Here is a 17,908-nt window from a genome sequence, read left to right on the forward strand (position 1 = left end):
CAGCGACGTCGCAGTTAGCAACACGCTCATCGGCATAGATAAACGATGCGATTGGGGAGCGGACTTAGACACCTCTGTTGCTTTAAGTCACAAAGGCACCTTTAGCATAAGGTGCTGAGTGCTGTTCTAACCATTCGCTTGCTTGACTTGTTCAACATAGCGGTGTGCAGCAAGAGTAATTGATAATTTGACCTTGGCTATCTGTTTAGAATGGGAGCACCATAATGAAATAGGGAATTTCATCACTCCCCTTAATTCATCAGCAAATAGTGGCTCAATATTATTGATTACATATTCAGACTCGGTAAGTGACTTTGGCAACCAAGCCCATCCAAGCCCTTCTTTGACCATTTTGATAACCAAAGCTAATTGGTCAACTTCTTCATGATTGGCCGATACGACCATCTTATCTTTCATCCCTTCTTCTACAAACGATTTAAGAATGAACTGCCTTGTTGATTTGAATGCCGATAGGGCTTCATTTGGGCCCACCTTTGACAACTCACTACCCGTTTGAACAAAAGGAACAAATTCAATATTGCCCAATATCGTTGAATCAAAGCTGTGTATTGCTGAACTTTCGTAGTTATTCACTAAACCAAAGTGATATTCTCCCGTTTCTATACCACGCTTAATATCTTCTTTACCTCTGACTAAAAAATTGACTCTCATCATAGGGAAATCAATAGCAAGTTGGCTTCGAATTTCAGAAAGAATGCGATGTGGAACAATACTTGGATAAGCGATGGTCACATTTTCTAAACCACCGTATGACAAGCTAAGAGCGACTCTATCGAACACACGAGCTTGTTCCAAAGCCTGTTTGGCGTAGTGAAACAGTAAGTGGGCATCTTCTGTTGGTTCAACAGAGCGACCAATTCTATCAAACAGAGTAACGGCAAGTTGATCTTCCAAATTGGTGATAACCTGACCTATTGTAGTGCGATGTTTATTTAACTTTACGGCGGCTTTGCTAAAAGAGAGCTGCTCGTAAACGGTAACGAATGCAAGAAGTTGTTCTAAACTGAAATTCATTTGTCGTCTTCACGATGCTTTGGACATATGACAACAATATCATCCACACCCAAAAATGCCAGTATTGAACCAAATTAGGGGCATAAAAAACCCGCTCAATTAAAGCGGGCTAATGCATTGATTATTAATACTCCATGACTCGAGCAACATAGCTGAAATCACCAGAATCACCATGGTAGTCACGGTAGAGATCAACAGAGAAAAACGTTGGGTTATCCTGGTCAATACGTAATGCTATTTTTTGGTTTAGTGCTTCAAGATCTTTTTCACCATAAACATAGAATTTTTTCTTTTGTTCAAGCTGTAACGCGTTTGCATCATGTCTACTGATATAAATCTCGCTATACCTTTCCACAACAAAACCTGAGAAGGTAATTTCTTCGAAACTTGCTTCTTCGTCAATAGTCACAAAGAATTCACCTTCTTGTTCAACCACCATCAATTGGCTCATGGTTTGATCGACATTTTGAACATCCAACACTTCTGGAGTCTGTGCTGATACATTTGCCGCCAATGACATCAAAAAAAGCGAAATAAGTGTTTTTTTCATTATGGTTACCTTCTGTAAATGGATGTTTTTATCCAAAGATTTCTATCACTGCTTTGTTATAGCCAAATAACTTGAAGTTGTAGGTAGGCGGCAAGTGACTCGATTTAGTAATAGAATAAATAAAAACGTGTAATGTGGTTAATCACATATGAAGGACGCCACCCTTCATTATGTGATTTGGGACTCACCAATATCTATGTAGGACTCGATCAATCATAAGAGAGAAAGTAAAGCTCATGGGCTAAGATAATATTGCTATGTAAAAAAACTGCGAACCAATCGCAGCTTTTTATTTCTCACCTGGGTTAATCATTAATCACTAAACCACTTTCACAGCAGAAAAATCATTGCTTGGCTCAACAAATTCATCTTGTGCCAAAATTGTTTCCAACTCCCATGAGCCGGCTTCTTCAGTAATTTTAAGCACACCATAAACGGCATTGTGAGCATGATCAAAAGCCCTTGTTGCAGACATACCTTTCACCAACGCAGCCGTAAATATACCAGTGACTAAGTCTCCAAAACCAACTAGTGGTTTCTCAAATTCAATATACGGTCTTTGGGAAATATAGGATGCTTTAGGGGTCACTAGCATCATCGAATAAGTATTTTTTTCTAAGGCATCAAACTGTTTTACTAGGATGAGGTTAGGCCCTATATCTACAATTTTACGACATGCAATCACGGCCTCTTTTCGTGTTTCAACCGGCATTTCGGTTAAATACGCTAATTCAGTTTGACTAAGCACTAAAACATCAGACATAGGGATGAGTTGTGTCATCAGTTTTTCTTTTACTTCATGTGTGTTAGAACAATCGTTGAGTGCTTCGCACATTGATGGCTCATATACATACAGCGCTTGAGAGTTTTCTTTTTTTAGCTCAATCACCGCATTGGTGACGGCGTCACACTGCGCAGAGTTATCTAAATAACCGGATATTAATGCAGAACAATTTCCCAATTGATGAATATTATGTAAACCCTGGATTAACGTTGAGATATCATTTGCTGAAAAGTGTTGTCCAGTCCATCCTTCTTTATAATGAGTATGGTTGGAGTATTGTACCGTGTGAATAGGCCACACCTCTACTCCCATTCTCTGCATCGGAAATACGGCAGAACTATTTCCCGTATGACCAAATACAACATGAGATTGAATTGAGATAATGCTTTTCATATATTGCCTCATACTTTTTCTAGCTATACATGAAGCCAGATTCATTAAACCACATTGTAAATTAATAATGCTGTATTGATTAATCGCATTTGACGGGTGAGATCCATCAAAACCCCAAGGTAACCATTTTGGTAGATAAAGGGCTAAATAATATTTTTAAGCAGTGCACTTCAAAATAACGGCGCACACAGACTTTCTTTGAAAGACTCAATAATAAGGAAAAACATCAATTCACTGATAAAGCGGACTCAACACACAAACATAACAATGGATTCCTCATATTAACCAAAGCACAACAACTGATAAAAAACATAATTTTTAAACTTTCGCTCGAATCGATACTGAGAAAAATCATCAAAATTGGCAACTTGACGGATGAAATCCATCAAATACGATTTAAATAACCTTCGCTCTTACGGTAATGTGCGTTTTTTGATTATTAACATCGGAAGCGGGTGATTTATGAATGCAGTACCACACGAACTTGTTTGGGGTGAGATTTATCTTCCCCCATTACTATTGGTGGTTGTAATTGCATACGTTCTAGCAAGTACAGTGAGCCATGTCATAGCTAAATGTGGTTGGCATAAGTATGTGGCTCATCCCGCTCTAGCAGAGTTAAGCTTAGTAATTATTTTTACCGGCATCATTAGCCAATTTATCACCACATTTTGAGAGAAAACACCGTGATTAAACGTTATTTTATTACTTCTATTTTGATGTTAAGTGCTAGCTATGTGCTGTTTTCTCAATACCAGACTTATACACAAAACCCATGGACACGAGATGGCCAAGTTCGTGCGCATATCGTATCAATTACACCACGAGTGACTGGTCAAGTTACCCACCTACTAGTAGACGATAACTCACATGTAAAGCAAGGTGATTTGTTGTTTGAAATTGATCCAAGTATTTATCAAACTAATTATCACAAGGCATTAGCGTCAAAAAAGCAAGCTGAAGCACTTGTTAAAAAAGCCCAAAATGAAGAGCTGCGCCAACGTCACCTCGAACAGCTTACACCCGGAGCCGTATCTACGTTGACATTGAACAACTTAAGCAATGCGGTTGAAACAGCACTTGCTAACTTAGAGTTAATGAAAGCAAACGTTGAAGAAGCAAAGCTCAACCTTGAATTTACTAAAGTGTATGCCCCTACTGATGGTTACATTACTAATTTCAACCTAAGAGTTGGCTCACAAGTTGTTGCTAACACTCCAGTTGTTGCTCTCATTGATGAAAATAGCTTCTGGATCGAAGGCTTCTTTAAAGAAACTGATTTACAAGGCGTTGCTGCGAAAAATAAGGCTTTTGTGACATTACTGATGAGTGATGATCATTCGCTTGAAGGTGAAATAGAGAGCATTGGCTACGGCATAGCTAAGCAGGATGGCACTACAGGGGCTAACTTATTACCTAATGTTAATCCAAACTTTCAGTGGATCCGTCTTGCTCAGCGCATACCAGTAAAAGTAAAACTAAACAATATCCCAGAAGATTTACAACTGCGTGTAGGCATGACTGCCTCGGTTCAGATCGTGAAGAATTAAGGTGGTTAAGACTTTACGTCGTTGAAAATTAATACCATTAAAAGCTGATGCCAATAAAGACAATGTTATTACAGATTGATTTACTTAAAAGGTGGCTACCGTGTTTAGCTCTTCAACTAAAGAAGCAATAAAAGTCGCGCTATCCATGGTATTGGCGATCAGCCTTGCCATATGGTTTCAATGGGAAAAACCTTATTGGGCAGCACTAGCCGTATTTGCAATGGCTATGACTGAATCTTTTTCACACTCGGTTTTGAAGGGACACAACCGCATTTTAGGAACGATACTGGGGATCGGTTATGCTTTATTGCTGGTAATGCTATTTTCTCAAGATCGATTTCTTTTCATATTTTTCTACGGCCTATTTATGGCATTGTGCTTATTTATGTCCACGGATATTAGACGTGGCTATATTTTCACAATGGCATTTTCAGTCTGCTCAATTATTGCATGGATTGGTGGTTTTGACAGTCAACACACCTTTAGCATTGCATTACTTCGCATGCAAGAAACCGTTCTAGGAGTCGTCACTTTTATCGTCGTCTTCCGTTTACTTTGGCCAGTCAGTTCAGAGCAAACTTTCTCAGAACTTTTTGAAAAAATGCATCAGCATATGATCAACGATACTAAATCATTGATCGATGCAGCAGAGCATAATTCCAACGCCGAGCAAATAGACTTAAGACAACTAATCGCATCACTAAATAACTTTTTGAGCATTCCCACAAAAGGTAGCTATAAATTAACTTTTCATAAAACGTTATGGCAAAAAAGATTACTCGATTTTGCCATCATTCACCATTATTTACGACAGGTGCAAATTGATAGTGATAAAGAGGTTGATACTAAGTTACTTAATAAAATATTAACTGCACTAGAGGAGTTCAATCCTCAAACACCAGAATATTTTGTTTTGCCCGATTTTTTACAGACATATCGCGATGAAGTCACGCTACCAACCACTAAAACACGTTCTTTCACTGAGCATTGGAGAGAAGACAGAAGGAAGATCGCTCACGGTGTCACTATGTATATTGCTGGTATTTTCATGTGGATCTATTTGTCAATACCAGGCAGCTTTATGTTCCCAATGATGCTGGGCATATTCGCAAGTATATTACCCACGATGCCTACCATCCTAATAAAAGATGCGTTCTTGAGTATTGTTGGATTTGGTATTGTTTATAGTTTTCAGTATATCGCTATCATGCCAATGATGACTGAACTTTGGCAATTAATCGCCTTTTACTTCATTAACATCGTGGTTATTTGGAAGGTTTTTTCAACACCTAAGCTGATGTTATATCGCTTGTTTGGCGGAAATTTGCTACTGATCATGACCATGGGAGCACTCAATCTAACTCCTCAGTATGATGTCAACACGACAATAGATATGATGACCATTATGGTTTTGGTGTTGGCCATGGGGCGCTTTTTTGGCGAATTATTTAAAAAGTAAGGTTAAATATACGCAAGCAACTTAGCATGGCATTAACCACAGTGAGGGTATGAGTTATGACTCATACCCTCTTTTTATTGCCGCCTACCTACAACTTCAAGTTGTTTAGGCATAGAAGGACAGGATTAAGAATCTAGTTGAATACTTTTATGTTGTAATACACTATCGTATAGCTGCTGATAAGATATTTTTTGGAGTTCCTCTTCACTCATTAACTGACGAATGGTGTTATCGCAACGCTCTACTATCTTCTCGACTTGTTGAAAACCCATTCCCTGTGGCCAATAACGCGATAAAATTGTCACCACCTTTAAGCATACCGTGCGTAATGTAGGACAACGGTTGAGTATTTCCATATATAAATTCAGTAATGTTTCAATATCTAGCTTCTCGTCTTGAAGTGCCAAATATTTTTCCTCTAACCACTGAAGCTTATCTGCATTGGCTTGCTTCAATGAAGCGGCCAATGCAATATTACTCTCAAAAAGAATTTCAGATTCATTTTTTACTAAGCTGTCATGACACCAATTTATGGCTTTGGTAAATTCCGAATCATACGACATGATATTTAACAACCAAGTAAAGTGGTAATAATCATAGAAATGGTGAAACGGCTTTGTTTTGTATAATTTATTTAAAATAGAGACCGCATAGGCAAACTGATTTTCTTCCATGGCAATATGAGCAGCAACTAGTTCTAACTGATTCAAGAATGAACCATTCTGATCACTATCGTATAACTCCCTAAGCAGCGATTTTACTTCAAGTAAACGCTTTTCTTTTTTTTCTGGCTCTTCCAAACGCAAAGCATATAAATGCATGCGAATAAAATTTAAGCGCGAAAATGAATTATTTCGATAGGTTTCCTTGTTGATCTCAACATAATACTTATAGCGTTCCAATGCCGCAGCTGTATCCCCAACTGACAAGCATAGATTGGCGATCACTAATTCTCGTTCCGAATTTCCTGGCACAATACTGCTAGCAAGAGTCAAATGTCGAATAGCATCTGGAATATCTTTATTAAATAAACTGATGCTAGCAGCTTCTACACGAGCACCCGAATTGTGAGGCGTTTCAGCAAGCATACTATTGATAATTTCCGCCGCTTCATATTCTTTGCCTGTATTCTTCAATGCATTAGCCAAACCAATTTTGGCCCAATCTAATGATTTTCGTTCCAGTGTATCTTCGTAAACGATTTTAGCTTTATCATAACGTTTTAATTTACTCAAAAAATCACCACGAAATTTCTGAATAATAAAGTAATATTCTGGATGAAACGGCTCTAAATCATCACAAGCTTGTAGCCCGAGTTCAGCATCTCCTTGAAGGTCAGCGCTATAGACTCGTTGTAGTGCTCTTTTACGGCAGATAGCAGCAGATATACGCTCTTTTAATCGGCTAATATTGAAGGGTTTAAGAATATATTCATCGGGTTTCAACTCTACAATTGAACGAACAACGGCGGCTGAACTTTCAGCAGTAACCAAAATAAAGACAGCATCGTCCTTTAATAATTTATAGTGTTTTAGTTCTTCGAATGTCTGCTTGCCATTGAGCCCTTTGCCAAAATTATAATCACAGATAAAAATATCAAATGATTCTCTTGAGGCAGCATAGATGCAGGCTTTAGGGCTTTTGGTATGAAAAACGTTATCATCACGAAACCCGAGTTTAAGCAACATGCTCCTTAAGCTCGCAATAACAATAGGAGCATCATCGGCGATAAGAACTTTTAATTTAGAAAACATGGACATAACTTAGTTATTTCTACTAATTAATTTTGATAAAGCGAACTAATTCCATCGCGGAATTAATTCCCAATTTTTGCAGTATGCGTGTCTTGTAGGTACTCACCGTTTTTTGACTTATATCAAGTTGGTTGGCAATCTGCTTGTTCGTCACACCTTGAATAAGCAACTGTGCAACGCTTAATTCACGCTCAGACAGCAATTCTCGATAGTAGCTGTCATCGTAATCATTATTATCATTAGTCTCGGTTTGATAAATAATACTTTTAACCGTTTCGGCTAATGTTGCCGCCTTCAAAATACAACTGGTATTCGAGTTATCCACTTCGACACTTGCCTCAGTATCAGAGTATTCACATAGAAAAACGATTTTCCCACTATAGCCATGCATGCGAATGTTTTTAGTTAAACTATCTCGTTGTTGTGCATTGGATTTGTAGCCAACCACGACTAAGTTTATTGGCAAATCTCTTAGCGTTTTCAACGCTTGTTCAAATTCACAAGTCAATGTTGTTCGGCTAACAGTTTGTTCTTTTTGTATCAATTTCTGTATTGCGTAAGCACTAATATGCTGATTATCAATCAATAAGCAATGAACACCATCATCTAAACTTTGCCTATTCAAACGTTGGCTATGATTTTTACTGTACATTTCTGCCAATTCACCGATTGGCATTGGCATTGCGGAGTAATAGCCTTGACAAGTGTCAACTTTCAAATGGCGTAAGTATTGCCACACTTCTTCATTCTCGACCCCTTCAACAACGCAATGTAAGCCCAGAGATTGAGCCAGTAACAAACACATATTGGTTAACTGTTGATTCTTGTAATTAGTCGATAAATCTTGCACGAAACTTTTATCAATTTTTAGCTCTGTAAAAGGTAGTTTTGAGAGCTGACTTAACGAAGCATAACCGGTTCCAAAATCATCAATAGACAAACCTACACCATGCATCCGTAAGCGAGCCAGGTTGGCTAACGACGTAGTGGTACTGTTACAGACTTGCCCTTCGGTTAACTCTAAAACTAGTTGACTTGGCTCAAATTGATACTTAGCACAAAGCCTCAATACCGTCTCACTGATCGATTGCTCTAAGTTACTTTGGGTTATATTTACAGATAAACGTAAATTCGATTTTAAGCTGGCTATTGCCGATATCGATTTCTCCAGGACGACATTAAATAGCTTATCCATTAAGCCACATTGCTCTATCGCTGGTAAAAAATGTACAGGGCCAAGTAATCCATGATGCGGGTGCTGATACCTAACCAGCGCCTCGACACCGACCATTGCACCGGTTTGAAAGTCAAATTGTGGCTGATAATGATTGAATAAAAGATCTGCATCGAACGCGTGTTCAAGATCTTCTATCGATAACTGTATCGGTATGAACTGCGACTGTTTCTCTGTACGTTTACGCTGAAACGCTTCAAGTATTGAACGGAGTTGCTCCTCAGAATATGGTTTTTTTAACACATCAACGAAGTGAAATGAAGCTAAGCTACACATGTTGTAGCACAGTTCCAGCACGTCATCCTCTAGTGCACTGAGAATAATGACACTGATATTAGAGTACTCGCCCAACTTAGAGAGTAAGGTTATGCCGTCCATCTCTGGCATACGAATATCACAAAACACCAAAGCTATGGCATGTTCAGTACAAATTTCCAGTGCTTCAAAGCCGTTACTAGCAACAAGAACATCATCATAACCTAGTTGCTTAAGCTTGAATTTCAATTTTGTACTTTGAATACGATCATCTTCAGCGATTAATATCATCGATCTATTCTACTCCCCTGGCTAACAGCCATGCTTGAGCTTGCTCTACAACCTTCTTCATTGCCAAAATCAAACGTACTTTCTCTTCTTCTACCTGTTTTGGTTCTGATACTTGTTCTAATTTTCGAGCCAGCAATGCAAGATCACTCAGATTTAAGGCCCCGGCAGACCCTTTTACACGATGCGCAATAGACTTGTAATCACAATCTATTTGCTCTAACTGTTCGATATCATAACAAAGTGAATCAACAACAACTTCTGCCATCTCTTGACGCTCTTCTTCATTATACTCGTCCAACCAGTTTATCGGATCTTTATTTTCACTTTCTTGGACAGCTAAATAACCACTTAATACTTGGTACAACTGTGACAACGAATAGGGTTTATAGATTATCTTATCAATACCCGCGGCTTTTGCTTTTTCCGTCGCAATTCTAGAATCTTCAGCTGTACAACCTATGATCGGCTTATCAGCAAATACAACCATCTCTTTTTTGACGGTGCGAGTTAATTCAAAACCATCCATATTTGGCATATGACAGTCAGTGATGATCAAATCAAAATCGCAAGCACGATGGTGCAATACATTCATCGCCTCTACACCATCTACCGCTAGCGTAACGTCAACGCCCAATTCTGTAAGTTGCTTTTTCATCAATAGACGGTTGATGGGTTCATCATCAACAACCAGAATATGCCCTTTCAATTTCTGTCTTTTATCACCACTTACCGCTGGCTTCGAACTGGGCTGATCTTTGACCAACTGCTGCATTAACAAATCTGGATAGTAATTCTCGACATCGCCAACCACATAAACCGCATTATATTCCTCAAGTGGTTCTGTGATCAGCACCCCCCAACGTTGTAGCCATTGCTGTTCAATGTTAGATGTAACACGTTCATTATAGACAAGATGAGAGCCATCAAAGATTTCGCCTTCAATAGGAATATTAACAGCAACACTGCTACCTTTGCCTAGTTCACTATCCACCAGAATTTTGCCCCCCATCAAAGAGACTAAATTACTAACAATAGACATACCTAAACCAGTTCCACCATAGCGCCGGGTAATACTTTTATCGGCTTGAACGAAGGGCTCGAATATTGAATTAATATGCTCTTGACTCATACCACAACCTGTATCATTGATCACAATAGATAAATGAATTGTCGTAATTTGAATATCGACGGTAATGCGGCCTTGTTCGGTAAACTTTAAGGCGTTAGATAAAATATTATTTATGATTTGATTTAACCGTAGTGCATCAAATTTAACATAAAGGATATTGGTTGGATCACAATTTACAACAAACTCTAACCCTTTTAATTTTGCACTGACCTCAAAGCTTCGAAGTATTGGGCAAAGCTCATCTAGCAGATCATGTTGGCTAATATCTAACTGTAACTGTTTAGCCTCAATTTTCGAGAAGTCCAAAATATCATTAACATGATGCTTCAAACGTTCAGCAGAGTTCACAGCATTAGTCAGTAACATGCGGCTTTCTTCACTTTTAAGCCGTGAGGATAGAATTTCCATTAAACCTAACATCGCTGCAATTGGTGTACGTAATTCATGACTGATGACGGCAAGGAAATTATTACGCGCCTCTACTGCTTCTAAAGCTTGTTCATTAGAATAGCGAAGTGCAATTTCGGTCTCTTTTAGCTCGGTTATGTCATTAAATACTGTTAAGTAATAATTCATCCCCCCTTTCGGGTGTAATACCGGCTTTTTAGTGACAAGGTAGTGCTTGCCTCCCATTTTACATTGTGCTTCAGGGACATGTATAACATTAGAAAAATTATCTTCATCAGGAATATGCTCTGGATTGGCAAAAGAACACGTGCTTCTTTGTGGACAATTGGGATTAATACTGCATGCCTTGAAATTTTCGCGATAAGCTTTATTGGAAAGAATCAACTCACCTTTGCTATCCGAAATAAAAATCATACTTGGAATACTGTCCATCAACCCTGTTAACCAACTTAACTGTTCGGTTGATAGTTTGGTTTTTTTTAATGATATACTTAGTCGACTGAATGTCAGAAAAATGACCGCTAATAAAAGGCTTGCGGTAAGCACACCATAGGTCACAACCGTTTGCTTATCATACCCATAATGAACATTAATTCTGGCATGCTTATATTTTAATAATTCGATATCGGTTTCATCTACTGTTGATAACGCTCTATCCAGCATATCTTTTAGTATATTGGAATCTTTTCTGACCATCATGCCAATTTCGACATCTAAATCAATATTTGATGGATTCTCTAAGACTACGTATTCATTAGACCAACCATTATTAATTAATTTTTTATTGATCAAATCCTTATTTATGAAAGCATTTTTTATCTCACCCAATTCAACATCGGTTAAAACATCAGTAAGATCATCATATATTTTCACTTTTTTTATATCGTTACTTAAACTCAATCCTTGATAGAAGCCCCCAGTTCTATCTAAAATAGCTGTCACTCCATTATTGATTTTGTTTTTGCTTTCAATAAATCCAAATTCAACTGAAGTATAAGATCGAGTTGTGATGAAATCTCGAAAATCAATCGATTCAATATTACGAACTGGCAACAGGTCAACATCATGGTCTAGCAACATTTCAGCTGTATTTCTACCATTAGCAGGTACATATTCAAATTCTAAAATGGTTTTCGAGGCAAGAAAATTTAACAACTCATGGATATAGCCATCGATTTGTCCTTGACTATTAATATAGGACATCGGATACATATCTTCTTCAATAGTATATTTTATTATTCGACTGTGGTTTTCTTTAGTTAGTAATTTTAAATTTCCTTGATCATTCAAAAAATATAGATTTTCAGAGTTTATACTCTCTGATGTCTCTCCATGGCTATCGGCGACAATAACACTATCAAGTATCTCTTTTAATTTTTCATTATTTTTAGAGAGTAAAATCCTATTTTTTTGAACACCAAGAAAATCATCGTAAACAATTTTCCCTTCATGAACATCACTATTGTTAAGGTAGTAATTGAGGGAAATTAAATTAGTTATTGTTGCATCAGCATCTCCGTTACGAATTATTTCGATAGAGTCTTCATATGATTGAACCGCGATAATATTCGCATATCCATACTCTTCTAATAATTGACAATATGATGTATTTTTGACACAGGACCAGGTCAATCTCTGCAACGGTTTATTAATCAGGGTCTCATCTTTTAACCAAATAATTCTAACGTTTTCATACAGCGGCTCAGTGAATATGAATTCCTTTTCTCGTTCTGGTGTCTTACCAAAACCGATAACAATATCCACTTCGCCCTTACGTGCTGCTTCCAGTAGCGCAAAAACATTCGGATACCCACGGTAAAGGATTGGAATATCCAATTCTCGGGCAATCCCCACGGCATAATCGTGATGAATTCCACTCAACTCCCCCTCGAAACCGCCCCAATACGGCTGCCATGGATCAGTCAAGGCTCCGATGGTAATAGATGACTTATTTTTTAAGTACGCCTTATCATCATCTGATAGATAATCAGCGGCATAAGCGAAGTTAGATAACAAGCCAACTATGATGGCGAAAAGCGCGAGAATTCGTTGCAAAGTGATTCCTAATAATGGTGTGAATTTATACATTGATACGCTCTACGGTATATCAGTACGAGCAGCGTCAAGTACAGATTCGTGCTCAAAACTTTATGATGATATGGATAACGTGGGGGAAATCCCCCCACCATTTCCAACCAAATCGTATCGACTATTAGATACGAAACGCTAATATCTTTTGTTGTTGCTCTTCAGCCAACCTAGCCAACTCTTCGGTTGCTGTTGTGCTTTGAGAGATACCTACAACGTTCTGGTTAACCACACCAGTCACCACTTCAATACTGTGTGAGATTTCAGCACTGACTGCTGATTGTTCTTCTGAAGCAGTAGCAACCATTGTGTTGACTTCCGTAATTGAATTAACTGCATCAGTAATAGTAGAAAAAGCATCGGTAACTGCAACAACAGCACCGCGAGATTGTTCAACTAATTCAATATTACTATTCATTTCAGCATTAGTCGTTTCAGCTTTATGCTGTAAACGCTCGATTAATTCTTTAATATTCTGTGTTGATTGCTGCGTTTTAGCTGCAAGGTTTCGAACTTCATCAGCCACTACGGCAAAGCCACGGCCTTGTTCGCCAGCTCTGGCAGCTTCAATCGCTGCATTCAATGCAAGTAAATTAGTTTGCTCAGAAACACTACCAATCACTTCAACAACGGTATTGATATCAAGTGAATATGCTTTTAGATCTTCTAATGCCACTGCTGTATTCTGCACGGATACCGAAATCTGATCTGACACCTTTTGCAACTCTTTAACAGCATGATGGCCAGATGAGACAGACTCAATAGCAATACTCGCTCCTTGCTCAGCCTGTGTTGCGTTATGACTTACTTCTTGAGCCGTCATTGACATCTGGTTAATAGCCGTCGCAATTTGGGTCATTTGGCTACTTTCTTCTTCGGCATTAGCTTTCGACTGTGACATGACAGCGCTTAATTGCGTTGAAGATGATGCCACACTGGTGGCAATTGAAGACATTTCGCTAAAAGTAGTACGAAAACTTGATGACGTTAAGTTAAAGTATCCACTCAAAAGCGCCATTTCATTTTTGCCTTTCGCTACTGGCAATTCAACCGTAAGATCGCCATGTGATAATTTCTCCAACGCATCACACACCGATTTTGTCTGATTAGAAATTATTTTCGCCAACCAATAACAGATGATCAAACCAATAAGCATAGCGACTAATACCATCTCAACCACCAGCAGTATTGACTTGGTAATAGTCACTTCACTTTCAACTATGGCTGCCTTGGTTTGATTAGACAAAAAGTCTATGTATTTCATCACAGAATCATTATAGGCTGTCGCGAGTTCTGAACCTTTTGCTAAAAAAACATCTAACTCTCGTTGGCTAAGCACGCCATCATTCACGCTATTGATAACCGTTACTGCATTTTTATGATGTTCATAATAGGCGTCAACCATAGCCAAAGCCGCCTCAGCACTCTTAGTTTTGCCACCAGCGTGAATATTTGCCGTGGTTGCATCATGCCATTTGGACAGTTTTTCTACATATTGAGCTCTTGCATCGTCAGAAAATATTGTACGGTAGAATTCCATTCTTATATTTGCAAATGGGTATAATTGATGATCGATAACATCAGCGCCTCTTTTTACCAATTTATCAACAACATCATTCGTCGCTTCATTAGTGTTTTCAACTTTTAATAAACCAAACCCCAGAACACCACTAAGGACAACAATCAGAGAGATGATCATTATCAGTAACTGCTGCCTAATTGTTAGCCTATGCATTATATAATCCATCATGTTTCTCTGTTCCATCCTGCTGTGTGATTTTTGATTCATTTAGATTCTATTACAAGCCACTCACGCCATCACGAAGGAAAATTCCCACAAAGGTAAACATTGCCGACACCTCTGTAACTTCAACAAGCCCCACTATTCAAATAGTTGCCGACATAAGCGTTACGCATGTCTCAATTTATCAAGAATTTTTTCGCGTCCGGATGCTTAAGGTGATTTTTTTGATTGCAAATTTCAAATGAGCGAATACAATAAAGGCATATAATCATACAATAAGATATTTGGAGTTAAACATGACTAAACCAGTAATTGGTTTCATCGGCCTTGGCCTTATGGGCGGTAACATGGTTGAAAATCTACAAAACCGTGGTTACGAAGTTAACGTGATGGATCTAAACAAAGATGCAGTTGCAGCGGTTCTAGCGCGCGGCAACGCATCTGAAGCAACTTCTGGTAAAGAGCTTGCTGAAAAATCTGATATCGTAATGTTATGCTTAACCACGTCTGAAGTTGTTGAAAAAGTCGTTTACGGTGATACTGGTATCCTAGCTGGTATGTCTGAAGGCAAAACTCTGATCGATTTTGGTACTTCTATTCCAGCTTCGACTAAGAAGATTGGTGCTGATCTTGCTGCTAAAGGTGCTGGCATGATCGACGCTCCCCTTGGCCGTACTCCTGCTCACGCTAAAGATGGCCTGCTAAATATTATGGCTGCTGGCGACATCGAGACGTTCAACAAAGTGAAGCCTGTTCTTGACGAGCAAGGTGAAAACGTATTCTACCTAGGTGCTCTAGGTTCGGGTCACGTGACGAAGCTGGTTAACAACTTCATGGGTATGACGACGGTTGCGACTATGTCTCAAGCATTCGCTGTTGCAAAACTTGCAGGCGTTGATGGCCAACAACTATTTGATATTATGTCAGCTGGTCCATCTAACTCTCCATTCATGCAGTTCTGTAAGTTCTATGCTGTTGACGGTGAAGAGAAGCTCGGTTTCTCTGTTGCTAACGCCAACAAAGATCTTGGTTACTTCCTTGCTCTATGTGAAGAGCTGGGCACTGAATCTTTGATCGCACAAGGTACTTCTGCAAGTCTACAAGCTGCTGTCGACGCTGGCCTTGGTCGTAACGATGTACCTGTTATCTTCGACTACTTCACTGCTCTTAAGAAGTAATTTAATACTGGCCTTGCTACCGTTATTGTTAGTAGCAAGGCTAACCCATTTCAGCACATCCTAATATCCAACTTAAACCCAACGACTTCATAGCAATCGTAGTCAATAACTGATCACCCTTGCTTGTTAAAAATATCGTCAACTGCGTTAGAATTTTTGATTGTAGAATAACTACTTATCGAAAAACTCCGTCTTGTTCTCAAGCTTTTTTGCTACGCTATTTCTGATCACTTACTGTAATTGGTCTTAATCAATTTGAGCACAAAAAAAATGGCCCTTTTTCTGAGAGCCACTTTATGCTAATTGTGCTAAACAACTGTTCATCTTAGCTTAAAATACTCGATGGTAGCGTTAGCATTTTTCTACGCTATTTCTGAGCACTTATTCTGATGAATGAAATTATGCAATTACTTCACGGTATGAGTCAGGACATAATCAGGGCCAGCCGTTTGTGCAGTAACTACCTTCAACTGATTAACATCCGCTCCAGCTCCACGATAGTAGTTAAAACCATTCTCAATGCTTGTTGCCGGCAGTGTCACTGAATAGTGGCCAATTTGTTCAGCAGAAGTTACGGTTCCTACATAAAATTCTTCCGAATACGTTGCATCAACCAGTGGGTATTCTTTCGTTGCGCGTACGCTGACAAATTCAGGAGATAATGAGTTATCAACAACATTATGACTGAAGGATACATTCACACCTGAATATATAGCCTCAACTTCGGTGTTATCAAATAGGCTTACTCGGTGAGTTTGATTGCCATAAATGATACCCCATTCAGTATCAACCAAGGTATTATTCTCAATCGTAATATTTTTTGGCGTCCACTGTTTATTCAGTTCCTTCCCTTTCACAGATTGATCTAAACGTTCACCATTCTTTACATCAATGATGCCAGTATTAATCACAATACCACCACGTAGATCCGCATTCCCTTCTATTACGCCATCACGACCACGAGTATTGGCAATGTAGTTATTACGGATGACATGATCTTCATCATAAATGCGCACACCACCCGTTAATAGTTTACCGTTACCTAAGATAACGTTGTCTTCAACCGTATTGCCTTTACCATGTCTTAGGGAAATCAAGGCGGTACTTTCAAAAATAGTGTTGCCTGCAATCGTGTTATCGCCAGATTTGACCGAAATCAGCTCTCGTTCACCATCCATATCAATCATTAAGTTATCGATAAATTGAGAGCTAGAATCAAACTGAGACGCTTTAGAATCACCAATTCGAATTGCTTCCCAGCTATTGCCGTTATATCGGATTGCTTGTTCAATATCGAATTCATTGAACTGATTTGGCTTTTGATCAAGGAAGATGTTATTCGCAATTAAGTGGTGGTCTGGCTGTTCATCTTTTTGAACCCCAATCAAAGTGCCTCGCTTTTGCTTGCCTTCGAATCGGTTGTTGATGACTTTACCTTCTTTACCCCACAGCGACACCCATAGATATTTTGGATATTCAGAACGACGCGCATCGGGCTCATAAGTGTAATCATGGTTGAAGTAATAAAAGGTTGAATTTTTCAGCGTGTTGCGATCACCCATCATACGTACAGCACCAAATCTCTCATTTGGGCCACCTTCGGTGAACACAAGACCATCGATAGTGATGTCATTACCTTTAAGCTCAAATTGTACAAGACCGGTTAACCATACTGTACCTGGCTGTTGTGCCGTAACGGTGATGTTTTTCGCTTTAATAGTAACTTGGCCTAGACTTTCATACCTACCACTAGGAATAACGATAGTCGTACCATCAGGCGCATTTTCAATTTGCTTTTTAAGCTCTTCAACTTGGTCCGATGAAGCTTGCTGCAGTTGATCGCCATTGACAACATGATGACGATCGCTTGTAAGTAGATAATCACGAGTAATATCAGCAACAGCAATCGAGGCTGTAGTTGATGCTGCTTTCTTAGTTGGCTCACTGCTACAGCCCGATAAAGACACAAGTGCTAACGCACTCAAAATCGCAGTAGAAATCATGGTTTTATTCATATTGATCTTCACTTTAAAAATAGTTAAAGCGGCGTAAATCA

12 protein-coding genes are annotated in these 17,908 nt (G+C 38.8%); 4 read left to right on the forward strand and 8 right to left on the reverse strand.

Features of this window, described 5'->3' with window-relative positions; all coding sequences use genetic code 11:
- Positions 1-126: 126 nt before the first annotated feature.
- The 3 genes from HGG78_RS13035 to pdxY form a co-directional block, all read right to left on the reverse strand.
- Positions 127-1,035 (reverse strand): LysR family transcriptional regulator, encoded by a 909-nt coding sequence (locus HGG78_RS13035; protein ID WP_172533148.1) that lies wholly within the window; start codon positions 1,033-1,035, stop codon positions 127-129.
- A 124-nt stretch (positions 1,036-1,159) separates the two neighbouring features.
- A complete protein-coding gene (locus HGG78_RS13040) occupies positions 1,160-1,585 on the reverse strand; it encodes a hypothetical protein (RefSeq protein ID WP_172533149.1) in 426 nt (141 codons plus the stop codon).
- 319 nt (positions 1,586-1,904) lie between these two features.
- A complete protein-coding gene (pdxY, locus tag HGG78_RS13045; protein WP_172533168.1) occupies positions 1,905-2,762 on the reverse strand; it encodes a pyridoxal kinase PdxY in 858 nt (285 codons plus the stop codon).
- 462 nt (positions 2,763-3,224) lie between these two features.
- Here pdxY and HGG78_RS13050 point away from each other — a divergent pair, with 462 nt between their 5' ends.
- The 3 genes from HGG78_RS13050 to HGG78_RS13060 all read left to right on the forward strand — a co-directional run bounded on the left by HGG78_RS13050 (position 3,225) and on the right by HGG78_RS13060 (position 5,771).
- On the forward strand, positions 3,225-3,437 hold the full coding sequence (locus HGG78_RS13050) for a DUF1656 domain-containing protein (RefSeq protein ID WP_053312355.1): 213 nt from the start codon (positions 3,225-3,227) through the stop codon (positions 3,435-3,437).
- An 11-nt stretch (positions 3,438-3,448) separates the two neighbouring features.
- Positions 3,449-4,312 (forward strand): efflux RND transporter periplasmic adaptor subunit, encoded by an 864-nt coding sequence (locus HGG78_RS13055; protein ID WP_172533150.1) that lies wholly within the window; start codon positions 3,449-3,451, stop codon positions 4,310-4,312.
- A 100-nt stretch (positions 4,313-4,412) separates the two neighbouring features.
- Positions 4,413-5,771 carry an FUSC family protein gene (locus tag HGG78_RS13060; RefSeq protein ID WP_172533151.1) on the forward strand — a complete coding sequence of 453 codons (1,359 nt, stop codon included), beginning with the start codon at positions 4,413-4,415 and terminating at the stop codon, positions 5,769-5,771.
- A gap of 125 nt (positions 5,772-5,896) precedes the next feature.
- Here HGG78_RS13060 and HGG78_RS13065 read toward each other — a convergent pair whose 3' ends face one another.
- The 4 genes from HGG78_RS13065 to HGG78_RS13080 form a co-directional block, all read right to left on the reverse strand.
- Positions 5,897-7,531 carry a response regulator gene (locus HGG78_RS13065; RefSeq protein ID WP_172533152.1) on the reverse strand — a complete coding sequence of 545 codons (1,635 nt, stop codon included), beginning with the start codon at positions 7,529-7,531 and terminating at the stop codon, positions 5,897-5,899.
- 16 nt (positions 7,532-7,547) lie between these two features.
- Positions 7,548-9,305, reverse strand: a complete 1,758-nt coding sequence (locus HGG78_RS13070) for an EAL domain-containing protein (protein WP_172533153.1) — start codon at positions 9,303-9,305, stop codon at positions 7,548-7,550.
- Positions 9,306-9,309: 4 nt separating this feature from the next.
- Complete coding sequence (locus tag HGG78_RS13075) at positions 9,310-12,930, reverse strand: hybrid sensor histidine kinase/response regulator (protein ID WP_172533154.1); 3,621 nt, start codon at positions 12,928-12,930, stop codon at positions 9,310-9,312.
- Positions 12,931-13,054: 124 nt separating this feature from the next.
- Complete coding sequence (locus HGG78_RS13080; RefSeq protein WP_172533155.1) at positions 13,055-14,665, reverse strand: methyl-accepting chemotaxis protein; 1,611 nt, start codon at positions 14,663-14,665, stop codon at positions 13,055-13,057.
- A 305-nt stretch (positions 14,666-14,970) separates the two neighbouring features.
- Between HGG78_RS13080 and HGG78_RS13085 the strand changes: the two genes are divergently transcribed.
- Positions 14,971-15,852 (forward strand): NAD(P)-dependent oxidoreductase, encoded by an 882-nt coding sequence (locus HGG78_RS13085; protein ID WP_172533156.1) that lies wholly within the window; start codon positions 14,971-14,973, stop codon positions 15,850-15,852.
- Positions 15,853-16,259: 407 nt separating this feature from the next.
- Here HGG78_RS13085 and HGG78_RS13090 read toward each other — a convergent pair whose 3' ends face one another.
- The gene (locus HGG78_RS13090; RefSeq protein ID WP_172533157.1) at positions 16,260-17,867 is read right to left on the reverse strand and encodes a polysaccharide lyase 6 family protein; all 1,608 of its coding nucleotides are present in this window, start codon (positions 17,865-17,867) and stop codon (positions 16,260-16,262) included.
- Positions 17,868-17,908: the final 41 nt, after the last annotated feature.

The sequence above is a fragment of the Vibrio aestuarianus genome, assembly GCF_012395185.1.
GTDB lineage: Bacteria > Pseudomonadota > Gammaproteobacteria > Enterobacterales > Vibrionaceae > Vibrio > Vibrio aestuarianus.

What these genes read in the sequence shown, in the direction of transcription:
- HGG78_RS13070 (WP_172533153.1), bottom strand. Translation starts at nt 9,305, where the DNA reads ATGATATTAATCGCTGAAGATGATCGTATTCAAAGTACAAAATTGAAA.
- HGG78_RS13065 (WP_172533152.1), bottom strand. Translation starts at nt 7,531, where the DNA reads ATGTCCATGTTTTCTAAATTAAAAGTTCTTATCGCCGATGATGCTCCT.
- HGG78_RS13035 (WP_172533148.1), bottom strand. Translation starts at nt 1,035, where the DNA reads ATGAATTTCAGTTTAGAACAACTTCTTGCATTCGTTACCGTTTACGAG.
- HGG78_RS13085 (WP_172533156.1), top strand. Translation starts at nt 14,971, where the DNA reads ATGACTAAACCAGTAATTGGTTTCATCGGCCTTGGCCTTATGGGCGGT.
- HGG78_RS13075 (WP_172533154.1), bottom strand. Translation starts at nt 12,930, where the DNA reads ATGTATAAATTCACACCATTATTAGGAATCACTTTGCAACGAATTCTC.
- HGG78_RS13080 (WP_172533155.1), bottom strand. Translation starts at nt 14,665, where the DNA reads ATGCATAGGCTAACAATTAGGCAGCAGTTACTGATAATGATCATCTCT.
- HGG78_RS13090 (WP_172533157.1), bottom strand. Translation starts at nt 17,867, where the DNA reads ATGAATAAAACCATGATTTCTACTGCGATTTTGAGTGCGTTAGCACTT.
- pdxY (WP_172533168.1), bottom strand. Translation starts at nt 2,762, where the DNA reads ATGAAAAGCATTATCTCAATTCAATCTCATGTTGTATTTGGTCATACG.
- HGG78_RS13040 (WP_172533149.1), bottom strand. Translation starts at nt 1,585, where the DNA reads ATGAAAAAAACACTTATTTCGCTTTTTTTGATGTCATTGGCGGCAAAT.
- HGG78_RS13050 (WP_053312355.1), top strand. Translation starts at nt 3,225, where the DNA reads ATGAATGCAGTACCACACGAACTTGTTTGGGGTGAGATTTATCTTCCC.